The sequence below is a fragment of the Treponema socranskii subsp. buccale genome (assembly GCF_024181585.1).
Taxonomy (GTDB): domain Bacteria; phylum Spirochaetota; class Spirochaetia; order Treponematales; family Treponemataceae; genus Treponema_D; species Treponema_D buccale.
Window position 1 is genome coordinate 964,273 of the sequence record NZ_CP054258.1, and the last position, 20,944, is coordinate 985,216.

16 protein-coding genes are annotated in these 20,944 nt (G+C 49.8%); 15 read left to right on the forward strand and 1 reads right to left on the reverse strand.

Features of this window, described 5'->3' with window-relative positions; translation table 11 throughout:
• The first annotated feature begins 1 nt into the window (after position 1).
• Positions 2-805, forward strand: a complete 804-nt coding sequence (locus tag HRI97_RS04280; protein ID WP_180485814.1) for a hemolysin family protein — start codon at positions 2-4, stop codon at positions 803-805.
• Between the two features lies 1 nt (position 806).
• Positions 807-3,002 carry a tetratricopeptide repeat protein gene (locus tag HRI97_RS04285; RefSeq protein WP_253726838.1) on the forward strand — a complete coding sequence of 732 codons (2,196 nt, stop codon included), beginning with the start codon at positions 807-809 and terminating at the stop codon, positions 3,000-3,002.
• 3 nt (positions 3,003-3,005) lie between these two features.
• Here the strand turns inward: HRI97_RS04285 and HRI97_RS04290 are convergent, their stop codons facing one another.
• Positions 3,006-3,911: a tetratricopeptide repeat protein gene (locus HRI97_RS04290; RefSeq protein ID WP_253726839.1), complete on the reverse strand. Its 906-nt coding sequence runs from the start codon at positions 3,909-3,911 to the stop codon at positions 3,006-3,008.
• 87 nt (positions 3,912-3,998) lie between these two features.
• Here HRI97_RS04290 and HRI97_RS04295 point away from each other — a divergent pair, with 87 nt between their 5' ends.
• The 13 genes from HRI97_RS04295 (at position 3,999) to HRI97_RS04355 (ending at position 20,732) form a co-directional block, all read left to right on the forward strand.
• Complete coding sequence (locus HRI97_RS04295; RefSeq protein ID WP_180485820.1) at positions 3,999-4,319, forward strand: CRISPR-associated endonuclease Cas2; 321 nt, start codon at positions 3,999-4,001, stop codon at positions 4,317-4,319.
• 107 nt (positions 4,320-4,426) lie between these two features.
• Positions 4,427-5,564 (forward strand): peptide chain release factor 2 gene (prfB, locus tag HRI97_RS04300; RefSeq protein WP_253726841.1). Its coding sequence is split into 2 segments (ribosomal slippage): positions 4,427-4,495 and positions 4,497-5,564, totalling 1,137 coding nucleotides; the frame shifts between segments, so codons are not numbered across the junction.
• Positions 5,548-7,293, forward strand: a complete 1,746-nt coding sequence (locus tag HRI97_RS04305) for a DUF8525 domain-containing protein (protein WP_253726843.1) — start codon at positions 5,548-5,550, stop codon at positions 7,291-7,293. Before prfB ends, HRI97_RS04305 begins: the two co-directional genes overlap by 17 nt.
• 157 nt (positions 7,294-7,450) lie before the next feature.
• Positions 7,451-8,329: a signal recognition particle-docking protein FtsY gene (gene ftsY / locus HRI97_RS04310; RefSeq protein ID WP_253726845.1), complete on the forward strand. Its 879-nt coding sequence runs from the start codon at positions 7,451-7,453 to the stop codon at positions 8,327-8,329.
• A 91-nt stretch (positions 8,330-8,420) separates the two neighbouring features.
• Positions 8,421-9,413, forward strand: a complete 993-nt coding sequence (locus HRI97_RS04315; RefSeq protein WP_253726847.1) for a hypothetical protein — start codon at positions 8,421-8,423, stop codon at positions 9,411-9,413.
• Positions 9,397-10,704, forward strand: a complete 1,308-nt coding sequence (locus tag HRI97_RS04320) for an ABC transporter permease (RefSeq protein ID WP_253726849.1) — start codon at positions 9,397-9,399, stop codon at positions 10,702-10,704. Before HRI97_RS04315 ends, HRI97_RS04320 begins: the two co-directional genes overlap by 17 nt.
• Positions 10,697-11,383 (forward strand): ABC transporter ATP-binding protein, encoded by a 687-nt coding sequence (locus tag HRI97_RS04325; protein WP_253726851.1) that lies wholly within the window; start codon positions 10,697-10,699, stop codon positions 11,381-11,383. Before HRI97_RS04320 ends, HRI97_RS04325 begins: the two co-directional genes overlap by 8 nt.
• Entirely contained in the window at positions 11,380-12,711 is a 1,332-nt protein-coding gene (locus HRI97_RS04330) for an ABC transporter permease (protein ID WP_253726852.1), read from the forward strand. The genes HRI97_RS04325 and HRI97_RS04330 overlap by 4 nt, the downstream gene beginning before the upstream one ends.
• 15 nt (positions 12,712-12,726) lie before the next feature.
• Positions 12,727-13,260, forward strand: a complete 534-nt coding sequence (locus tag HRI97_RS04335; protein WP_180485835.1) for a UvrB/UvrC motif-containing protein — start codon at positions 12,727-12,729, stop codon at positions 13,258-13,260.
• The gene (locus HRI97_RS04340) at positions 13,253-14,338 is read left to right on the forward strand and encodes a hypothetical protein (protein WP_253726854.1); all 1,086 of its coding nucleotides are present in this window, start codon (positions 13,253-13,255) and stop codon (positions 14,336-14,338) included. The genes HRI97_RS04335 and HRI97_RS04340 overlap by 8 nt, the downstream gene beginning before the upstream one ends.
• A 12-nt stretch (positions 14,339-14,350) precedes the next feature.
• Complete coding sequence (locus tag HRI97_RS04345; RefSeq protein WP_253726856.1) at positions 14,351-16,948, forward strand: ATP-dependent Clp protease ATP-binding subunit; 2,598 nt, start codon at positions 14,351-14,353, stop codon at positions 16,946-16,948.
• Positions 16,949-17,415: 467 nt separating this feature from the next.
• On the forward strand, positions 17,416-19,074 hold the full coding sequence (locus HRI97_RS04350; protein WP_253726858.1) for a helix-turn-helix domain-containing protein: 1,659 nt from the start codon (positions 17,416-17,418) through the stop codon (positions 19,072-19,074).
• A gap of 338 nt (positions 19,075-19,412) precedes the next feature.
• A complete protein-coding gene (locus tag HRI97_RS04355) occupies positions 19,413-20,732 on the forward strand; it encodes an ABC transporter substrate-binding protein (protein ID WP_253726860.1) in 1,320 nt (439 codons plus the stop codon).
• Positions 20,733-20,944 lie beyond the last annotated feature (212 nt).

Here is a 20,944-nt window from a genome sequence, read left to right on the forward strand (position 1 = left end):
TATGGGATTATTCGGTTTAGGACACAAAAAAGAAGAAGCGGCTTCCGACGCGGAAGCGGTCAGTCCCGAACAGCAGGAGATTATCAACGAAGAAAAGCGGAGCATGATACGCGGCATCGAAGATCTGTCGCACACGACGGTAAAGGAAGTGATGATTCCGCGCATCGACGTCGATTTTATTTCCGTCGATACCGAACTCGACGAGCTCATGGAAAAAATCGCCAAAAGCGGTCACTCGCGCATTCCGGTCTACAGCGAGTCCATCGACAATGTCGTCGGCATACTCTACGTCAAAGATTTGATTCACATTTTCGCTTCTCACGAAACGGTCGATCTCGAAAAGATCCTGCGCAAAGCGTATTTTATTCCCGAATCGAAGCGTATCGATTCGCTCCTTCGCGAGTTTAAACGTCGGCACCTGCACATCGCGATCGCGATCGACGAGTACGGCGGCATTTCCGGCATCGTCACGATGGAAGATATCATCGAAGAGATCGTCGGCGACATTCAGGACGAGTTCGACAACGAGCGGGAAGATATCATCACGCTCGGAAACAATATTTGGCTGTGTGATGCGCGCATAGATTTGGACGATTTGAACGAAACGATCGGCGCGGAGTTTCCGACAGAAGATTTCGATACGCTCGGCGGCTTTGTATTCGATTTACTCGGAAAGATTCCGGTAAAATACGAGAAGACGTCGTGGGGCGGATTCGATTTTATCGTACAGGATATGGAAGGTCACCGCATCAATATGATAAAAGTAATTCGAAAAAGCGGAGATGAAAACGAGGATGACAAATAATATGACAGATAAGCGGAATGCGGGTAAAAACCGCTTTTCCCGTTTTCACATATCGATGAAGTGCGTCATCGATCCGGCTGCGCAAAAAAAACGACAAACCGTTTTCTGTGTGCTGTGCGTTCTCCTTTTGACGTTTCCGCTTTTTGCTTCTCCTCCGACGGCTGCCGAATTGTATTCGCGCGGCGTCGAACGGCAGAGAAGCGAAGAGTGGTACGAAGCGACGGAACTTTTTTTGGAAGCCGTGCGCATAAATCCCGCTTACGCAGATGCGTGGTTCCGCCTCGCCGAGTGTGCGTATCAGCTCGGCCAATACGACACGGCGCTCGGCTATCTTTCGTCCGCCGAAAAATATGCGCGGAACAGCACGACCGCGCAAAATCTTCGGGGTATGTGTCAAATCGCGCTCGGAAATTTTTCCGAAGCGCGGCGTATATTCGAGCGAATATTGGCACAGTATCCGAACGACGTCAACGCGAGATTCGGGATGGCGGAACTCGATCTTTTCAGCGGAAGGATTTCCGCCGCCGAAGGAAAATACGCCGAAGCGCTCGAGCGTGATCCGTCGAACCGCAAAGCGCTTTTAAGCCTCGCTTTCGTTTCAGCCGAGCGGGGTAATAGCTCCGCTGCCGCCCGCTATATGTCGCAGGCGCTGCGCTATCATTCGGGCGAAGCGGAAGTGCACTATATGAACGCAAAGCTTGCCGCAATGCAGGGCAATCTTTCAGCCGCGGAAAAGGCGGCTCGAACGGCGGTTGAAATAAACGGCCGTTACGACAAAGCCTATGAACTGCTCGCTTCTATATTGTATTCGGAAAAAAAATATGCCGATGCGATCGACGTTTCGGATTTCAGAATAGCGAGGTCGAGAAACGCGGGCGGCGCGTGGTATTTAAAAGGCCTCTCCCGGTACCGCGAGGGAAATGCGGCGGCCGCGATCGCAACGTGGACGACGGGGCTTTCGGTCGATCCCTTCGACGAAGTGATGCGCGCGGCACTTGAACTCGAGGTCAATAAAACCGTCCCGATCGAAGATGCGCGGAGAAAGGAATGGTCGAAGTGGCACATAAAAAATGCGGGCGAATATATGAAGCGCTTCGACGGTACGGGCGCAAGTTACGAGTACCAGCGGGCGCTGAAAGTAAATCCGACGGATACCGCCGCGCGCAGAGCCTTTGCCGAAATGCTCGACATAAACGGTTTGCACGAACTCTGCCTCGAGCAGCTTAAATTCGTACAGGATAACCGCGATCCCCTTTCAAGCGTTTCTTCGGAAGCGCGCCGTACGAGCGAAAGGCGCTTGGACGATACCGTCGAAGCTTACGATTCGCTTTTACAGGATTCGCTCGCAAAGCGGTGGAACGTCGAACCTTTTTACCTCGATAAAATTCGCTGGCATATCGGCCTGTACCATGAGCAAGCTCCCGCGCAATTCGTTCACGCGGATTTTCCGATGATCACCGCCCGGTTCGCCGCCGATATGTTTTCGGGTGTTTCCGCCACTTTCGTACGCGCGAGATCCGCTCCCGTTTCGGGTTTCGGGGAAGCGTATCGAAAAGCGCAAAGCGCGGGCGAAGATTATTTTATTATGCTTTCGTTCGACGAAGGCGAACGCGACATCGTTCTCGATGCGACGATGTATTCCGGCCGTACGGGGTCGGCAGTCCGCCGCATGTCCTTTTACGGTACCGGAAGCGGGCGCTATACGAACGTGCTGCGCAGGTTTCGCTCCGCAGTTCTTGCAAGTTTGCCCGTTCGCGGAAAAATCCTCGACAGAAGCGGGACGAATTTATTAATCGATGTCGGACGATCGGAACTGCTGCAAAAAGGCGCGGTGTTCGCCGTCGTGCCGAAGGGCGCGCTCAAAACGGCGGATTCGAATATCGGATTGACGTATGCCGACAGGGACGTGCTCGGTACGCTTACGATCACCGAAGCGGGAGAAGAAGTGTCTGAAGGCGAGTTCGTAAAGAGCGGATTTTACGATCGGGTAAATACGGGCGATGAAGTTGTTCTTGTTTCGATGCCGGATAAAGCTGCGGAAAGCAAAGCGGGAAACGCTTCCCGCGTCGTCGATAACGCCCCTGCCGCCCGTGCGAGGGGAGGTGCCGTATCGGAAAAACCGAAAGCGATTTCCGCGAACGATTTGGGCGAACGGCGGAATCCAGCACTCGTCGATATCATCCGCAGCATTTATTAATTATTAATTTTTCGGCAGCTGCATGAAGTCGAGGGACGAATCGATCCATTTTTTTGCGAGGGCGGGGTAGTCGCCGATTACGTATAAAAACGCGTTGACCGCATCGGCGTAGTTTCCGCTGAAGTAATACGATTCGCCCAAATAAAAACGCGCTCGGGACGTAACCGCTTCGTTCCTGTTCGTTGCAAGCAGACGCAAGAGTTCGGTTTCGGCATCCTTGTATTTCCGTTTGATAAACGTCGTTTTCAAAACGTCGAACAAAAGGTAATCGTCGCCTCCGTCGGGCGAAATCAAATCCTCTTCGAACACATAGGGCGAAAGCGGCGTACGTGCGGTTTCCGCGGAACCTGCGAGAAGGCGCGCCTGCATAAGCGCATTTTTGCTCATAGCCGTCCGTTTATTTTCGTTTACGCTTTCGATTAAATCGATGTAGGGAAGCGGCGTTTCGCGCATGACGCCTTCGGGGTAGAGCTTTTCCCGTGCGGATGCGCTCGTATCCTTTGCGGCATTTTTTCGGGGAATCCGAGCGTGCACGCCGTTTACCGTTGCGTTTACCGAGGGAATGACGATATCGTAGCGCCCTTTTCCCGTAACGGCGACGACGGTGTAATAATAATCTTTATAATCGGGAACGTTGTCGGTAAACGACGCGCTGTCTTTTACAAGCTCCGCGACGGGTACGAGGGACGCTATCTGCGAAAAAGAGGCGGCCGGCTCTTCCGTTCGGAATACGACGAGAGAAGTGACGGCGGGTTCGGGATTTTCAGGCGGCGTCCACGTCACGGAAATGCGCTTTGCCGATCCGGCTTCGGCTTTTATCCCGGTGACGATGGGGCGCTCCGATGCAAAAGCGGCGAAAGATACGGATATAAAGACTGCCGTGATGACAAGCGGTCGAAAGAGCTTCATGTGATTATGATAGCGCGAAACGGCGCGAAAATCAATTCGCGCGTGGCCGTTTGACATAATTCGCTCTTTCTTTTATGCTTATGCGATATGTTCGTGTCGGTTGTTCTCGATCCGGGCGGAGTCGATACGGCTCAGTCGCTCGCTTCGGTGCTCGCTCATTACGGATTTCACAAAGTGCAGCGCGCATGCTGGGAAAGCGCCGACGTCGGCGTTTTGCAGCTTTCGCAGCTCAAGCGTGAAATCGATCGCGTGACGAATTACTACGATACGGTGCGCATGTATCAGTATCCCGTGCGCGGCATGTTTTCCATAACGGAACTCCATCGTAAAAAATGGAGGAGATGCGTTTTGAAAGCGGACGATGCGGAAAACGAAGGCGGTATAAATCCGTCGAAGGAACATGTCTGAAAATTGTAATTTCAAAAAGCGATATTATTAATCCGGATACCGGTTATTGATTTTGAATGGTGCCGGTTGTTGATATGAAATGCGATTATTAATTTTGGAGTGTCTATATGATAGAAGATTTAAAAATGCCCGTTTCCGCCCTTCGCGAAGATATTATGAACGTTTGGGGGCGTCTTTGACGCTGCGAGTATAGATAAAAAGATCGCCGAAAAAGAAGCGTCCACCGCATCTGTCGGCTTTTGGGACGACAGCGAAAAAGCCGGCGTCGTCATGAACGAAATCAAACGCTTGAAAAACCGCGTCGAGCCGTGGCGCGCTTTATTGAAAAAACAGGACGATTTGGAAGCGATGCTGGAGCTCGCCGAAGAAAGCGGCGGTGCGGATGAAGAAGCGGAAGTCGAGCAGATGTATGAAGAGACAAAAGCCGAATTCGAAAAGCTCAACATCTTGAATCTGCTTTCAGGCGAAGTCGATCCGAACGACGCTTTCCTTTCGATCCACGCGGGAGCCGGAGGAACGGAAGCGGAAGACTGGACTTTTATGCTGAGCCGCATGTATACGAGGTGGGCGGAGCGGCACGGATTTAAAATCGAAATCGTCGATCAGGAAGAAGCGGAAGGCGGACTGAAATCCGTTACGATGCAGATTTCGGGCGATTACGCGTACGGTTATTTGAAATGCGAAGCGGGAATCCATCGGCTCGTGCGTATCAGCCCCTTTGACGCGAACGCGAGAAGGCATACCTCTTTTTCTTCGGTGTACGTGTATCCCGTTCTCGACGATACGATCGAAGTGAATATCCGGCCGGAAGACCTCCGCGTGGACACATACCGCGCGGGCGGCAAGGGAGGACAGCACGTCAATAAAACCGAATCGGCAGTGCGTTTTACGCATATTCCGACGGGCATCGTCGTCGCGTGTCAAAGCGAACGCAGTCAGCTTATGAACCGCGAAATCGCGATGAATATTCTGCGCTCGCGTTTGTATGAGTATTACCGCGAACAAAGAGAAAAAGAGAATTCCAAATACAGCGGAGAAAAAAAAGACATATCGTGGGGCAATCAAATCCGCTCCTATGTGTTCCAGCCGTACACGATGGTCAAAGATCACCGTACGAAGTGCGAGTCGGGCAATATCCAGGCGGTTATGGACGGCGACATCGATCAGTTTATGGACGCATTTCTCATTGCCCGGTGGAAAGGTCTTCCGATGGAAGGCGGCGGAGACGATGACGAAGAAGTGTAAATATTTGATTTCGAGTTTTCCAAAGATCGAATTTTTCCGACCGTTTCGCCGTTCAAGCGTTAAATTTTTTTTCTGCGGCTTTATTTATCTTTTCTGTCTGATTTCGATTGCGCCCGCCGCCGATACGTCCGCACGTTTCGATTGGGTTATCGGAGCTGAAAAATTTACGTTTGCAAATAAAAAAGACGTCTCTCCGTCCGACGATGCTGCTTCCCGTACCGTTCCTTCTCTCATACTCGAACAGCTTGCGGAAAACCTCGAGCGTGTGCCGACGGCGGAAGAACGGCTCGACCGAAGCGAATATGCGCTTTCGAAAAGCAGAACGGATCTCTTTTTACAGCTTTCGCGGGAAGTGCAAGTGCGGGATTCTCTTTTGCTCGGCAATCACACCGAAAAGCAGCTTGCAGCGAAAGTGCGGGAGGCGGGAAAAAAAATTGCGGAATTGAAAATAAAAATCGAAGAAAATCTTATCGAAGAGGAAAGACAACGCGAAAAAGCCGCTCCCGATATGGAACGCGAAAAGCGGAGAAAGGAAAACATCGAAGCGGGCGCGGTCGTGGAAGAAAAAAGACCCGATGCGGAGCGCAGCGACAGAGAGCGATTTATTAATTTATTTCGGCGCGATGAAGATGAAGCGCCTGCAAGCGAGCGCGTGAGTTTGTATAAAGACGATTTTTCCGTACTTTTCGATGCGGGAGAAGAGGCGAAAAAAACGGGGTATGAAAGTCGCTCGTTCGAAAACGCCGTTGTCGCCGCAAAGATCAACGCGCTTTTAACCGGTACGATGACCTCTTACGGAGGTTATGTTTCCGTAAGCGTGTCGCTCATCGTCTATCCGGGCGCGAAAGTTATCGGTACCGTAACCGATGTCGGAAGTTTGTCCGACATTCGTTCCCTTGCCGTGCGTATTGCCAGACGCCTTACGCCTGAAATAACGAACGGCATGCCCGTGGAATTGCTTTTTACGGTTTCGCCGCCGGAAGCGGCCGAACACATTACGATCAGCGTCGACGATATCGTGTACCGGGAAATCCCCGACCGCCTTGTCGTGCAGGCGGGGGTGCATTCCGTTTTGTTTTCCGCCCCCGGTTTTAAACAGGCGGGCACATCCTATGCGTTTCGAGGGGCGAGGACTTTTGCGATTTCCGCCGAACTCGTGCCTGATAATCCGTCGTCGCTTTTTATCCGTTTAAAAAAACCGATCGTCGGGACGCTCTTTGCAAACGGAGCGGAAGCGGGTAAAACGGATGAAGAAAATCTTCCGTTGAAATTGACAATCAATAACGAACCCGTACTCGGTCAGTTTATCACGGAAGACGGATCGGCAGCTCCGTTTTATATCGCCTATCGAATGCTCAAAGAAAACGCTTCGCTTGCTTTCCGCGCCGAGCCCTTTGACCGAAGCAAATATATCGATACGAGGCGGCGCTGGTTGTATACGTCATACAGCGTGCTCATCACATCGCTTTTGGCGACATTCTATACCTACGGCAATTTTTATGCGCAAAACGCCGCGTATGCAAAAGGCTATATCGATATCGGAAACGTAAAAGGATGGCAAACCGCTTCTCAAGCTTGTGTCGGCGTATCGGTCGGATGCGGTGCGTGGTTTATATACGAGCTCGTGCGGTACTTTATTGCCGCGGACAAAGTACTTCCCGCCCGCGCCGTAAAAGACGGCAAAATTGACGATGCGGGAGATGCCGCGTCGATTTCGACCGGAAGATAACGGAGATACGATAAAAAGCGCCGTCTGAAATATCGCCGTCGCTTTTTATCTCGAGTTTGCTTTGCAAACTCGATTATTGAGCGTGTGCGCGTTTGCGCACGGCTAAAAACTTTTTCGAAAGTTGCAACTTTCTGCAAAAGTTTTTATGGGAGATATTATGGCAAAGATTTCTTTTGCACAGCGGATGCGCGATTTATTCGGGGGGCGCGATAAAGACGATGAAGAGTTGTTCGACGATTTAACCGATGCGCTCATCGAGGGAGATGTCGGTGCAAAGGCGGCGGTCGAAATTGCGGATGAGCTGAGAGTTTCGTGTCAAAAAAATCATGCGCACGGAAAAGACGAAGTCATGCACGAACTCGAAGCGATTCTTTTGCGCTGCGTCAAAGAAACTTCTCTTGCTCCCGTTCCCGGTAAAACGAATGTGTGGATGCTTCTCGGTGTAAACGGCGTCGGAAAAACGACGACGAGCGCAAAGCTTGCGAACGCGTTTAAAGATGCGATTTCGGGCGAAGTGGTGCTCGCTTCAGCCGATACTTTCCGCGCCGCCGCGATCGAGCAGCTTGCTCTGCACGGGAAAAACCTCGGCGTGCGCGTCGTAAGTCACCAGCACGGATCGGATCCCGCTGCCGTCGTCTTCGATGCGGTCGATGCCGTCCGTGCAAAGGGCGGAGGCCTCGTACTTGCCGATACTGCAGGCCGCCTGCACAATAAAGAAAATCTCGTGCGCGAACTCGGAAAGATTGACCGTACCTGTCTCCAAAAGGCGGATGAAAATTGTTATAAGCGTATTCTCGTCGTGGATGCGACGACGGGTCAAAACGCGTTTCGTCAAGCGGAAGTTTTCGGAGAAGCCGTTTCCGTCGACGCGCTTGTTTTGACAAAATACGATTCGACGGCAAAGGGCGGCGTCGCCGTTTCCGTCGGCAAAGAGCTCGGCCTTCCGGTCGCCTTTGTGTGTACCGGAGAAAAATACGGCGACATCGCGCCGTTCAGTGCCGAACGCTACGTAAAAGAATTTTTAGGACTGGATTGACGTGAAACCGTTTTGCGCCGCATTTATATTGTGCTGTCTCGTTTGTGCCGGCCGAGCTTTCGGTGCGGGAAGCGCCGAGCGGAAACCCGCTTTGCCGGCCGAAAAAAACGGCAGTACGGCGGATGCTTCGGTAAAAGAAAATTTTGCGGGAGAAAAAAAAGAAGACGGGAGAGGACGCACCGCAGCGGAAGACGGAAGCGCTTCGGGCGGGCGTACCGTGCAGGGATCTGATGCGCTGCAATCCGCCGCTTCGGGCGAAAACGCATCAAGTGAAGGCGGGAATGAAAAAACCGAAACGAAAGAGATGCCGGATACAGCGCAGACGGCAGACGTAAAATCGCCGGATGCGGACGGTTCGGAAAGAGATGCGATCGACAGGTTTTCGCGTGATGCCGAAGGAAAGCTCAAAGCCTTTGCATTCGAAGCGGAGCGCTTTACGCTTTCGGATGTAAACGGTGAGAGCGTTACCGTAAACGCTTCCGGAGAAAAAGCGGTGCGGAAAACCTACGACGCTCTTATGCGCCTTGTCAAGCGCGATGTATGGAAGATCGCTTCGACGGCGAAAGAAAGTGTGCGTGAAAGCAGCGAAACGTTTTATTATAACGCCGACAGAACGTATCCCGCATCTTCGGTCGCGGAAAGTGAAGGACGCCGATCGGAAACGCTCTATGACGATGAGGGAAGGGCGATTTCCTTTACGGAATTTTTTGTCGATAAGGGAGGCGCGCGAATTCCCGATATGAAGATGACTCGGCGCTATACGGACGGAAATAAAATCCTCGAAGAAGAAAAATCGCGCTGGGAATACGCCGATGAAAAAAAAACACGGCTTTCGGCAATCCGCGTGCAAAAAAAAACATACGACTATGCCGCGGGCGGAGAAAATCCGAATTATTGTTTTTATGAAGACGGAAAACTCCGCATAAAAACGATATACGCGCAAAACGATGCATACGTAACGACGCTCTATTTCGATGACGGCTATACCGTGATTTCGGAGTATGCCGCAGGGGAAAAAATTCGCGAAACGATAAAACACGGAGACCGCATACTGCGGACAAAAAAATATGATTCGAAAAATTAATAATATATTCCGTTTCCGCTGGATCGCATTCGTGTCGAGTCGCTTTTCCCGCGTGGACAGAAAAGGGCGATCCGCCGTTACGTCGTTTTTCGCTTCTCTCGGAATCTGTTTCGGCATTATGACGCTCATCGTAGTCATGAGCGTTATGAACGGCTTTCAAATGGAATTCAAAGATGCGATCATGGAAATTTCATCGTATCACATTCAAGTACGCGGCATAACGGACGATACGGAAAAGAGCTTTGTGTCGTGGTGCGAAGGCGAAAAAGATATCGTTTCGGTAAATCCTTTTTACGAAGCGCAGAGCTTTACGGTCGGTCCTTCGGGCGGACAGGCGGCGGCTCTCATCCGTGCACTGCCTCACGATATCGCTGAAAGGGATGCGGGGTTTGCACGGGAAGTGCTCATGGTTTCCGGCAGCTTTTCGATCGAAGACGAAGACGAAATCGTGCTCGGCTCGTCCCTTGCGGATTCGCTCGGAGCGCGGACGGGAAGCGAAGTGACGCTTCTTGCGCTTTCGGGCGGAAGCGATGTCGCGCTTCTCTCTCGTGAGCGGCGGTTCCGCGTTTCGGGCATTTTTCACTCGGGATATGCCGATATCAATGCATCGTATGCGTTTATCAATCTCGAAGCGGGAAAAAAGAATTTCGGACGAAGCGCGGAAAAAGCGTACGGTTTGAAACTGCGGCGCGAATCGTCCGATGCGCACGTTATCGGGAAAATTAATAAATTGTTTCCGCAGCTTTCGGTCGTGTCATGGAGACAGTACAACCGATCGTTTTTCGGCGTACTTAGAGTGGAAAAAAATATGCTCATGATCCTCGTGCTTTTAATTTTTGTCGTCGTTGCGATCAATATCTACAGCGGTATGCGCCGCCTTGTGTACGAACGGAGAAGCGAAATTTCGATTTTGGCGGCGCTCGGCGGAAAAAGCGGCGAAGTGAAATCGATTTTTATCGTGCGCGGATTTTTTACCGGCTGTGCCGGCGCTGCAGGCGGCGTGCTTTTGGGACTGGCGCTCTGTGTGAATATCGGAAGCGTGTTTTCCTTCGCATCGGGAGCGATGTATTGGACGCAGTATTTTTTTACCCTTTTATTTTCCCCCGAAAACGCGCTTTTTGTCCGCGAAAATCCGATGTTTATGCTCTATGCGTCCGTTCCCGCACGTATCTTTCCGCTTGAAGTTTTTATGATCGCTCTGTTCGGTATCGCTTCTCCTCTTGCCGCTTCCTACGCTGCAAGCAGGGACGTTTTGAAAATGACGGTTGCGGAGGTGCTTCACGATGAGTGAAATCGTTCATATTGAAAATCTTGAAAAAACCTATGTTTCATCGGGTGAAACGCTTACCGTTTTAAAAGCGCTCGATCTTTCGGTCGAAGCGGGCAGTAAAACCGTTATCACCGGTGAAAGCGGCTGCGGCAAAAGTACACTGCTCAATATCATCGGCGGAATCGATTCCGCGACGTCGGGTATCGTGCGCGCAGGCGGATGGGATCTCACTGCTCTCGACGAGGACGATCAGGCAGAATACCGCTCGCATTTTCTCGGATTCGTATTTCAGTTTCATTATTTATTAAAGGATTTTACCGCGCTTGAAAACGTCTATCTTCCTGCCTATATGGCCGGCGTTTCAAAAAAAGAAGCGATGAGCCGTGCCGAGCGTTTGCTCGAAGATGTCGGTCTGAAAGACCGCCTGCATCATCTGCCGTCGGAGCTGTCGGGCGGCGAACGACAAAGGGCGGCGGTTGCGCGCTCTCTTATCAACGATCCGCAGCTCATCCTTGCCGACGAACCGACGGGAAACCTCGATCCCGTAAACGCCGAAATCGTCGGCGATATGCTTTTTTCGATTGCCGACAGATACGGTAAAACGCTCATCATGGTAACGCACGATCAAAATCTTGCCGCAAAGGGATCGGTGCGATATTCGATTGCCGGCGGAAAGCTTGCGGCGGCGGATCGGTCATGACGGTAAAAAGTTCCCTTTTATTGGCATGCCGCATTCTCTTTCCGAAATCCGCTAAAAGATCGGCTGCCCGTCAAAGCCTTTCGGGTTCTCTTTTGTGCATAGGCATAAGCCTCGTACCGCTCATCGTCGTGCTTGCCGTTTCGAACGGCATGATTCAGGGTATGACGGAACGCATCATCGGCCTTTCAAGCTCCCACATCGAAGCGGTTCTCGAAAAAGGTATACCTGCCGTTTCGGATGCCGCTTCACTCGAAGATTTTGCATCCCGCCTCAAAGCGGTAGAAGGCGTTACGAACGCGTATCCCGAAGCGGGAAGCGCAGCCCTTGCCGCTTCATCTTCGTTTCGCATAGGCGTGCAAGTGCGCGCCGTCCTTCCGGAAATCTTTACGGAAAATAAATCTTTTGCTTCATTTTTCCGCGTCACGGACGGCGATATCGGCAATTTTAAAAGGGGAACAAAAGCCGCCGTCATCGGAGAGGAGACGGCTCGTCGTCTGGGGCTGCATTCGGGCGATACGTTCCGCCTGATAAGCGCTTCCGTAAACGAAAGGGGAACGGTGCTGCCGAAAGCGGCTTTGCTTTCCGTTGCGGCAATCGTCTCTTCGGGGTATCGGGAACTCGATGCGGCGTGGCTCTTTGTGCCGCTCGATACGGGTTTCGACATCATCAGATCGGGAACGGGCGAGTATTCGGTACTTGTCGAAACCGAAAACGCGTTTTCTCCCGAACTTGTACGCATTCAAAATTCGCTGCGCGATGAGTTTCCCTTCGACGCCGATTTTTATCGATGGGATGAACTCAATCTGGACAAGTATGAAAATTTCGCGTCGACGAAAGTCATGCTCGTCTTTATCATGCTGCTCATCGTACTCGTCGCATCGGTAAATATTTCCTCATCGCTTGTCATGCTCGTTGCTGAAAAGCGGCGCGAAATCGCCGTTATAAAAAGTCTCGGCGGAAGCGCACACGGTATTGCGCTCACATTTCTCGCTGCGGGAACGGCAGCCGGTTTCGGCGGCGTGCTCATCGGTCTTCCCATAGGGCTTGCGTGTGCGGTAAACGTAAACCGTATTATCGGTTTTTTGGAAAAAGGCGTAAACGCTGCGGCGGAATTTTTGTATATTATAAAGGGGTACGATATTCATTCCTTTGCGCATATCGCTCTCCTCGATCCCGAGTATTATCTTCCGGAAATACCCGTCGTCATTCCGTTCCGCGATACCGCGGTTATCGTCATTTCGACGGTGCTTTTGGCTCTCGCGGCCTCCGTCATACCGGCCTGGAAAGCGGGACATGAAAAACCGCTCGAAACATTGCGCAAAGTGTGATATAGTATATGCGCTATGTTGTGTGATTTTTGCCGTAAACGCGAAGCGGTGTTCTTTATCGAACAGACAACGAAAACGTCTCAAAAAAAAATCCATATCTGCATGGAGTGCGCCGTCAAAAACGGACTCTCTCCGGATCCTGATCATATTCAAAAATCGATTCGTTCGCTTTTCGACGCCGTCGAAAAAACGGAAGCAGCCGATACGATGGAAGCGGGCAGGCTTTGTCCCGTATGCGCTACGAGTTTTGCCGCTATAAAAAAGACAGGCAAGGTCGGATGCTCCGAATGCTATGAAATCTTTAAGGCGGAACTGCCTGAGCTTATGGCAAAGCACGGTATTACGGGAACGTATACCGGTTCGATACCGAGACGGATCGCGACTTTCCGCTCGCATCTGACCGACCGCATCGATTTGAAGGCGAAACTCGAACAGTCGATACAAAACGAAGATTACGAAAAAGCGGCGATTTACCGCGATTACCTTCGCGCTCTCGAAAAAAAGGCGGTCGCCGACGGTTCGGGTGGGAAGGGAGCGGCCGATGCCTAGTGCGGATTCTCTTTCGGATGTACCGTGGTATTCCTGTGCGGGAATCGACAACGACGTCGTCGTGTCCACCCGTGTGCGCCTTGCCCGAAACCTCGCCGATTTTTTATTTCCGTCGGCGGCGAAAAAAGATGAAGCCGAGCGTGTACAGACGCTCGTGTTCGATTCGTTTTCGCATTTTGAAAATCCCGACGATTATCGCGTCGTAAATACGGAAACGCTCGACGCTCTCGGAAAAAAAATTTTGGAAGAGCGCGGCGTGCTCGACGGAAGCGGAGCTTCCGGTATCGTTATGAAGGGAGACGGCCGCCTTTCGTGCCGCGTCAACAGCACCGACCACGTGCGCATCGCGTCTTTTGAGCCGGGCTTGAATTGCGCGGGTGCATTCGACGCGTGCCGCCTTTGCGACGACGGTATGCAAAAGACGCTGCAGTTCGCCGCCTCTTACGAATTCGGCTATCTTACGTCGATCCTTTCCGATGCGGGAAGCGGTATGAAAGTTTCGATCCGTGTCCACTTGCCTTCGCTCGTATTTTCGGGTGAAGCGGATGCCGTTCTCAACGGTGTGCGCGCAAAGGGTCTCGACGTGTTTTCGGTGTACGGTTCGGGCGACGGGTACGGGGCATCGCTCGGCGCATATTACGATATTGCGACTTCGTCGTCGCTTTCCGGCAGCGAATTCGATCAGACGGCGAGTGTCGAAAGCGCAGGGAAATACCTCGCCGAAGCCGAACGCAAGTTTCGAAGGCGATGTGCCGAAAATAAACCGACACAGATGCGCAATCTTATACTGCGAGCTTTCGCCGAAGCTAAGTTCAGCGCACTTCTTTCGCTCAGACAAAGCGTTTCGATCGTTTCCGCCGTCAAATGGGGACTCGATTCGGGTATTTTAAAAGGAGTCGACGACAAAGTGCTTTGCGGGCTGCTTTACCGCGTGCAGGACGGGCACCTTGAGTTTTTGCTGAAAAACGGCAGCTTTGCATTTGAAGCGGATATTCAAAACGATGTACGCTTGAAAATCGAACGGCTGCGTGCACTCATCGTGCAGGAAACCTTTGAAGCCGTACAGTTTAATTTGTAATTTTTGGGGGATATGATGAACGGAATCGGATTTTCACCGCGTGCACAGCGCCTTGTCGCAGCCCTTGCGCAGGATGAAGGACGGAAAAGCGGCGCGGATCAGCTTTTGCCGGAACACGTGCTGCTCGCTCTTTTGAAAAGTGCGGACGGACTCGGGTATGCGCTGCTCCGCTCTCTTCATATCAATTTCCTTTCGTTTCAGCGCGCTCTCGAACGGCAATTCAAATCGTATGCGGTATCCGTCGCCCTCGCGGATCTGCCGCCGAGCCGCCGTTTAAAAGCGATGCTCGACATCGCAGGCATGGAGTCCCGTGCCCTCGGAAACGATTATGTGGGCACGGAGCATATCGTGCTTTCGGCTATCAGAGAAGAGGGCAGCGCAACGGCGCGGTTTTTTGAAAATGCCGACATGACGATCGAAGACGCGCGGCGCATCGTTCCGGAAATCCAAGCGCATTCCCCTTCATCGGTAAATGAAAAAGCGTCCCGTTCGTTTTCGAAAACCGCGCTCGAGAATTTCTTCGGGGCACCGGCGAACGCGTCGCTTTCTTCGTCGGATGCGGGTATGCAGACGGCGCAAAGTCAAGTGCGTCAAAGCAGAAGCGAGCGGACGTTCCTCGGCGAGTTCAGCCGAGACATCACAAAAATTGCGCGGGAAGAAAAAGACGATCCCGTCGTCGGACGGAGCAAGGAGATACAGCGCATCGTGCAAGTGCTTTCGCGCCGCACGAAAAACAATCCCGTGCTCATCGGAGAACCGGGTGTCGGTAAAACGGCGATCGTAGAAGGTCTCGCGCAGAGAATCGCAAAGGGCAACGTGCCGCGCAATCTGCTCAAAAAGCGTATCCTCTCCCTCGATTTGGCCGCTCTCATCGCGGGTACGAAATATCGCGGAGAGTTCGAAGATCGCATGAAAAAAATGATGAAAGAAGTTCGGGACGATAAAAACATCATTTTATTTATCGACGAACTGCACACGATCATCGGTGCGGGAGGCCCTGAAGGGACGATGGACGCATCGAACATGCTCAAGCCCGCGTTGAGCAGAGGCGAGATACAGATCATCGGTGCGACGACGACGAAGGAATACAGCCGTTATATCGAAAAGGACTCCGCGCTCGAACGCCGCTTCCAAACGGTGAAAGTCGAAGAGCCGACGGACGACGACACGGTGGGCATCCTTGAAGGGATAAAAAAACGCTACGAAGATTTTCACGGCATCGTGTTCGACGACGACGTTATCCCGGCGATCGTTAAATTCTCCAGACGCTATATCCCCGAACGATTTCTTCCCGACAAAGCGATCGATATACTCGACGAAGCGGGCGCGGCAAAAAAAATACAGGAAGAAGCGAAACCCGCAGAGCTCGCGGAAGTGGAACGAAGCATCGAAAAGCTTGCAGCGGAAAAAAGGAGGCTCGTCGAAGAACAGGATTACGAACGGGCTGCTCTCGTGCGCGACAAAGTGCTCGAACTGCGCAGAAAGCTCGACCTCTACAGCGAATATTGGCGGAACAGCAATCTGCAAAACAGAAGACACGTTACCGAACAGGATATCTGCCGCATCATCGGAGCGATGACCGGCATTCCCGTCGAACAGCTCGATTCGTCCGAAACGAAACGCCTCGTACACATGGAAGAAGAGATGCACAAAAGCGTTATCGGACAGGACGAGGCGGTGCACCTCATCGCGGGCGCGGTTCGAAGAAGCAGGGCGGGCGTTTCGTCTCCGAAGCATCCGCTCGGCTCGTTTATCTTTCTCGGCCCGACGGGAGTGGGAAAAACACAGCTTGCAAAAGCGCTCGCGAAATTTTTATTCGGCAGCGAAGATATGCTTGTGCGTATCGATATGTCCGACTATATGGAAAAGCACAACGCGAGCCGGCTCGTCGGAGCGCCTCCGGGCTATGTCGGCTACGAAGAAGGCGGCGTGCTCACCGAAGCGGTGCGCCGCCGGCCGTATTCGGTCGTCCTCCTCGACGAAATCGAAAAAGCGCATCCCGACGTATTCAATTTGCTTTTACAGCTGCTCGAAGAAGGCGAACTCAGCGACAACCTCGGTCACACCGTAAACTTCCGGAACACCGTCGTCATCATGACGAGCAATGCGGGTGCGCGGCAGATTACGAGCGGAAGCCGTGTCGGGTTTTTGCCGTCGGGCGAAGGACTTTTGTCGTACGACGATATAAAAGCGAGCGCGCTCGGAGAGCTTAAAAAAATGCTGAGTCCCGAGCTTTTAAACCGCATCGACGACGTCGTCGTTTTCGGCGCGCTTACGAAAGAAGAAGTCGGCCGGATACTCGACATACAGATCAAAGAGCTTGACGACAGAATGCGCGAGCAAAATATTGCCATTTCCGTAAAGCCTAAAGCACGGGAATACCTTATCGAACACGGGTACGAACCGGAATCGGGTGCCCGCCCGATGCGCCGCCTTATCCGCCGTGAAATCGAAGATCCGCTTTCCGTCGAAATCCTTTCGGGGGAGGGAGAAAAGTCGAACAGCGTTTCTGTCGAATGCGTGAACGACAAACTCAGTGTCAAATTCGTTAAACCGAAGAAGGTCGAAACGGTGCTTGCAAATTCCCTGACGCAAGACGGACGGAAATGAGAGGAAAATTTTCAAATTATAAAAAAAGTAAATCGCAGTTTTTAGAAATATTTTTACCCGTTACCGCGCTCACAACGATATGTGTTGTTATCGTAACGTTGTTAATTTCCATTGTGTATATATCAAATTATGAAAAAACTACCGCTGTGCAATACAGGTTGTCGTTGACGATGGTGAGTTCGCTGTATCAGCAGATGCGTACGAATACGATGCCCGTATTGAATGATTTATTTGAAAACGGAGATATACAGGATTATCTTTTCTGCAATTCGGGTACGGAGCGAAAATATGAAACGCTTACAAAAGTACAGGCTTTGACGGATGCCGCCGTTACGCGAAACGATTATATTCATTCGATTTACCTGTATAACGGAGTTTACGGATATTTTTCATCGTATGCGGGTTATGAGGGCGGCGTATGTTTCAGTGACGCAAGTCTCGATACGTTTTTAATGCAGGCGGATCGAATGCCTATGATTTTTACCATGCGAACTGCGAGGTTTTTTTCAAAAGCGGACTATACCAATAGTGATGAACTTATAGAAAAAAATTTGTATACTATGGTGATTTCTCATAAAACGGATAATCCCGCCAAAACATATGCGTTGATTGTAAATCTGTCGGAATCCGAAGCAAGAGAACTCTTTACGCGCAAAACGGGGGAACTTGCGCCTGTATTTTTTATTATCGATAACCGTAAGTATTTTTTGTCGCATCCCGATCCTTCATTTTTCAATACTCCGATACAATCCGGTTCGATCTATGACAAGATATGTTCGTTTCCCTCCATTCGGGAAGACGGAAGAGGATATAAATGTTTGAAAAGCGACGGAGAAAAATATTTTATCTGTTATGAAGATCAACAGATAATGGGATGGAGGCTGTTTTATATTATTCCGTATTCACGACTGATACGAGGCTTTTATACCTTTATTAAAAATATTATAACGATTACTATAGCGGTTTTTACCGTGACGGTTATTGCAATAATAATTATTGCGCATAAAGTCGACTTGGCTTTAAGTTATGAAAGAAGATTTCTTGCTTATATACAAGGCAGGGGAGATAAGATCGAGTATCCTCTTGTAAAGACGACCGCATACGGAATTTCACTCTTTCGGATCACTCCGAAAAAGTTAAAGGCGCTACCCAAAGAATATCACACCGATTTGAAAAAAAATATATACACTGCGGCTTTCCAATATTTACAAAGAAAAAGCCGCATTATCGGGTTTGATGATTTTTCTTTTATTTGGCTTTCAGTGTTGAGTCCGAAAGATATGTATACGAAGCTTTGTGATTTTGTCGATGTAGTGCATGATAAATTCGAAGCGGACCTCACCGCTGTTGTTTCCGATGCCGCAGTCGGTATGGCTGAATTGCCTCAGGAAGTATCGCGTTTAAGAGAAATGATGAAAGATTTGTATTTGGTAAACCGCGGCGGTATCGATTATGCCGTAAGGCAAGATATGAAAATGACAGTGATAAATATCAGGGAATTCGAAGCCGTTCTGATCGCTAAAGATGCAAAACAATTTGCAGTTTGTATGGAAAAAGCCGTTGCGGCCATACGGGAAAATCCGTCTTGGTTCAGTTTTAATTTATTTATTGCAAATCTTGTATATGTTTTGAATCGATATTTACATGATGAAATAGATTTGTATTATCCGGGAGGAATAAATATCTTAGCTGAAGATATGTCCGCACTGGAAGAGATTCGTGGTTTGCTTGAAATCTCGGCTCGTATCGAGCGTATTCTAATGCATAGCAGAGAAGCCGGTAAAAATGCTAAAAATTATGAAACGGTAAACGCTATAAATCGTTATATCAAAGCAAATATTAAAAATACCATGCTCAATTCCGATATGATTGCCGATCATATCGGAATGTCTTTGAATTATACCAGAGTTTTATATCGGCAAATAACGGGAAAATCTTTTAATGATGTTATAGGTGAAATGCGCCTTTTGCTTGTTGAGGATTTATTGCTGCACAGCGATAAAACAATCGATGAGATTCGGCAGGAAGCCGGTTTTACCAATTATTCATATTTTTGCACGTATTTTAAAAATAAATTCGGTGTTTCACCGACGCATTACAGAATTCTTCATAGTAAAACAAAATAATATTTAAATTTCAAAATCGTAAATCGTTGTTTTTCAAAATCGATATATGAATTTTAAATCAAGACAAAATCAAAAAACGGGTTAATAATATTCTTATCCGAATACCGAAAAGGAGGTGTGATAAAAAGCGCCGTCTGAAATATCGCCGACACTTTTTATCTCGAGTTTGCTTGGATGTTTGCAGAAGACGTGTATACGTGTTATTTCGATAAAAATCGCATGAATACGATACGTTTTGTTTTGCAAACTCGACTATTGAACGTGTGCGCACACGCGCACGGCTAAAAACTTTTTCGGAAATTCATATTTCCTGCAAAAGTTTTTATGGGAGGACTGTTATGCAAAGACGAAGTAAATTATTTCTAAAAGTGTTTATCACAGCATCTTTTGCCGTTCAAAGTTTGTTTGCAATGGGCGATGCGGATACGACGAGTAAAAATACGGCAACTGCGGGGCCTGTCGTTATTACGTATTATACATGGGATGACGCCGCGCATAAATCGTTGATAGAAAAATTTAATGCAACCCATTCAAATGTCAGAGTTGAGGGAAAAATACTTCCCGCCGCGGATTACGAAACAAAAATCGCTACGCTGCTTTCCGGCCGTGCCGAAATGGATTGCTTTATGGAAAAGCGTCAGACGGATGCATTCACTCGCATGGATAACGGTTTTATAGAGCCGCTCAATAAATACATCGATAAGACGGGTAAACCGAATACGGCCGTTGAAGCGTATAAAACATCTTTAAGCTATGACGGAAAGATTATGGGTATTCCATGGCGGGGAGGAGCGTATTATACCTATTTCAATAAAAATGTATTTAAAAAAGCGGGACTTAAAACGCCCGATTGGTATGCGGAAAGAGGAGAGTGGACATGGGCAAAATTTGAAGAACTTGCACGGGCGATCCATGCAGCCGATTCTTCTCTTATCGGGGCTTCCATCTATTTTTGGGGATCGAATGCAACGTATATGGCAAATCAGGCGGGAGAAACTTTTATAAGCAATGCCGGAAAAATCGGTGCGATGGATAATCTCTTGAAACAGATTGCTATGCGGAAGCGTCTTGAATCGGTCGGTGCCATGTGGTCTCTGATCGATATGAAAGTTACGAAGACGCACTATTCCAAACAGTTTTACGACGGAAAACTCGGTATGCTTTTAATCGGCGAATGGTTTCCGGGTCAGATGACGACCGGTGAACGGGACGGACTTCTTGCAGCAGGTTTTAAAAAAGCCGATTACGGTATTACAAGATTGCCGTGCGATAAACAGCGTTATGTGACTATGGGACTTCCTACCTTTAACAGCATAACTTCATATTCAAAAAATAAAGATGCCGCTTTTGAATTTATTTCGTGGATGGGCGGTGCAGAAGCCGCATCTCTTGCCGCTTCGTTCGGTGTTCTCCCTGCCGTCAGTTCTCCCGAAGTGGAAAAAATCTTAAGCGGCAGCCTGCCCGACGCTTCTTCGGTAAAATATTATCTTGAACCGAAGGTTTCGAATAATACGGCTACCTTTTCAAAATACGGTTCGCGTGTTGAAACTGTTATCAATACGATGCAGGAAGCTTATCTTCTGAACAAACTGACAGATGCTCAGTTCAGGGAGCAGTGGGCAAAGGAGATGAAAAATATCGTAGATACGTCGTATTGACAGTCTTGCACTGTAATCAAATGAATAAAGCTCCTGTCGGCTCGGGCAGGAGCTTTGCAATGAAAATGTATCCCTGCGAATTCAGGAGGCGAAAATGAACGGAAAACACGGGGGGATGCGGCGGCTGACCGTTTTGTCTTTTCTGTTTCCCAGCTTTATAGGTTTTTTTATATTTATACTTATTCCGTTGGTTATGGCCGTCGTTTTGTCTT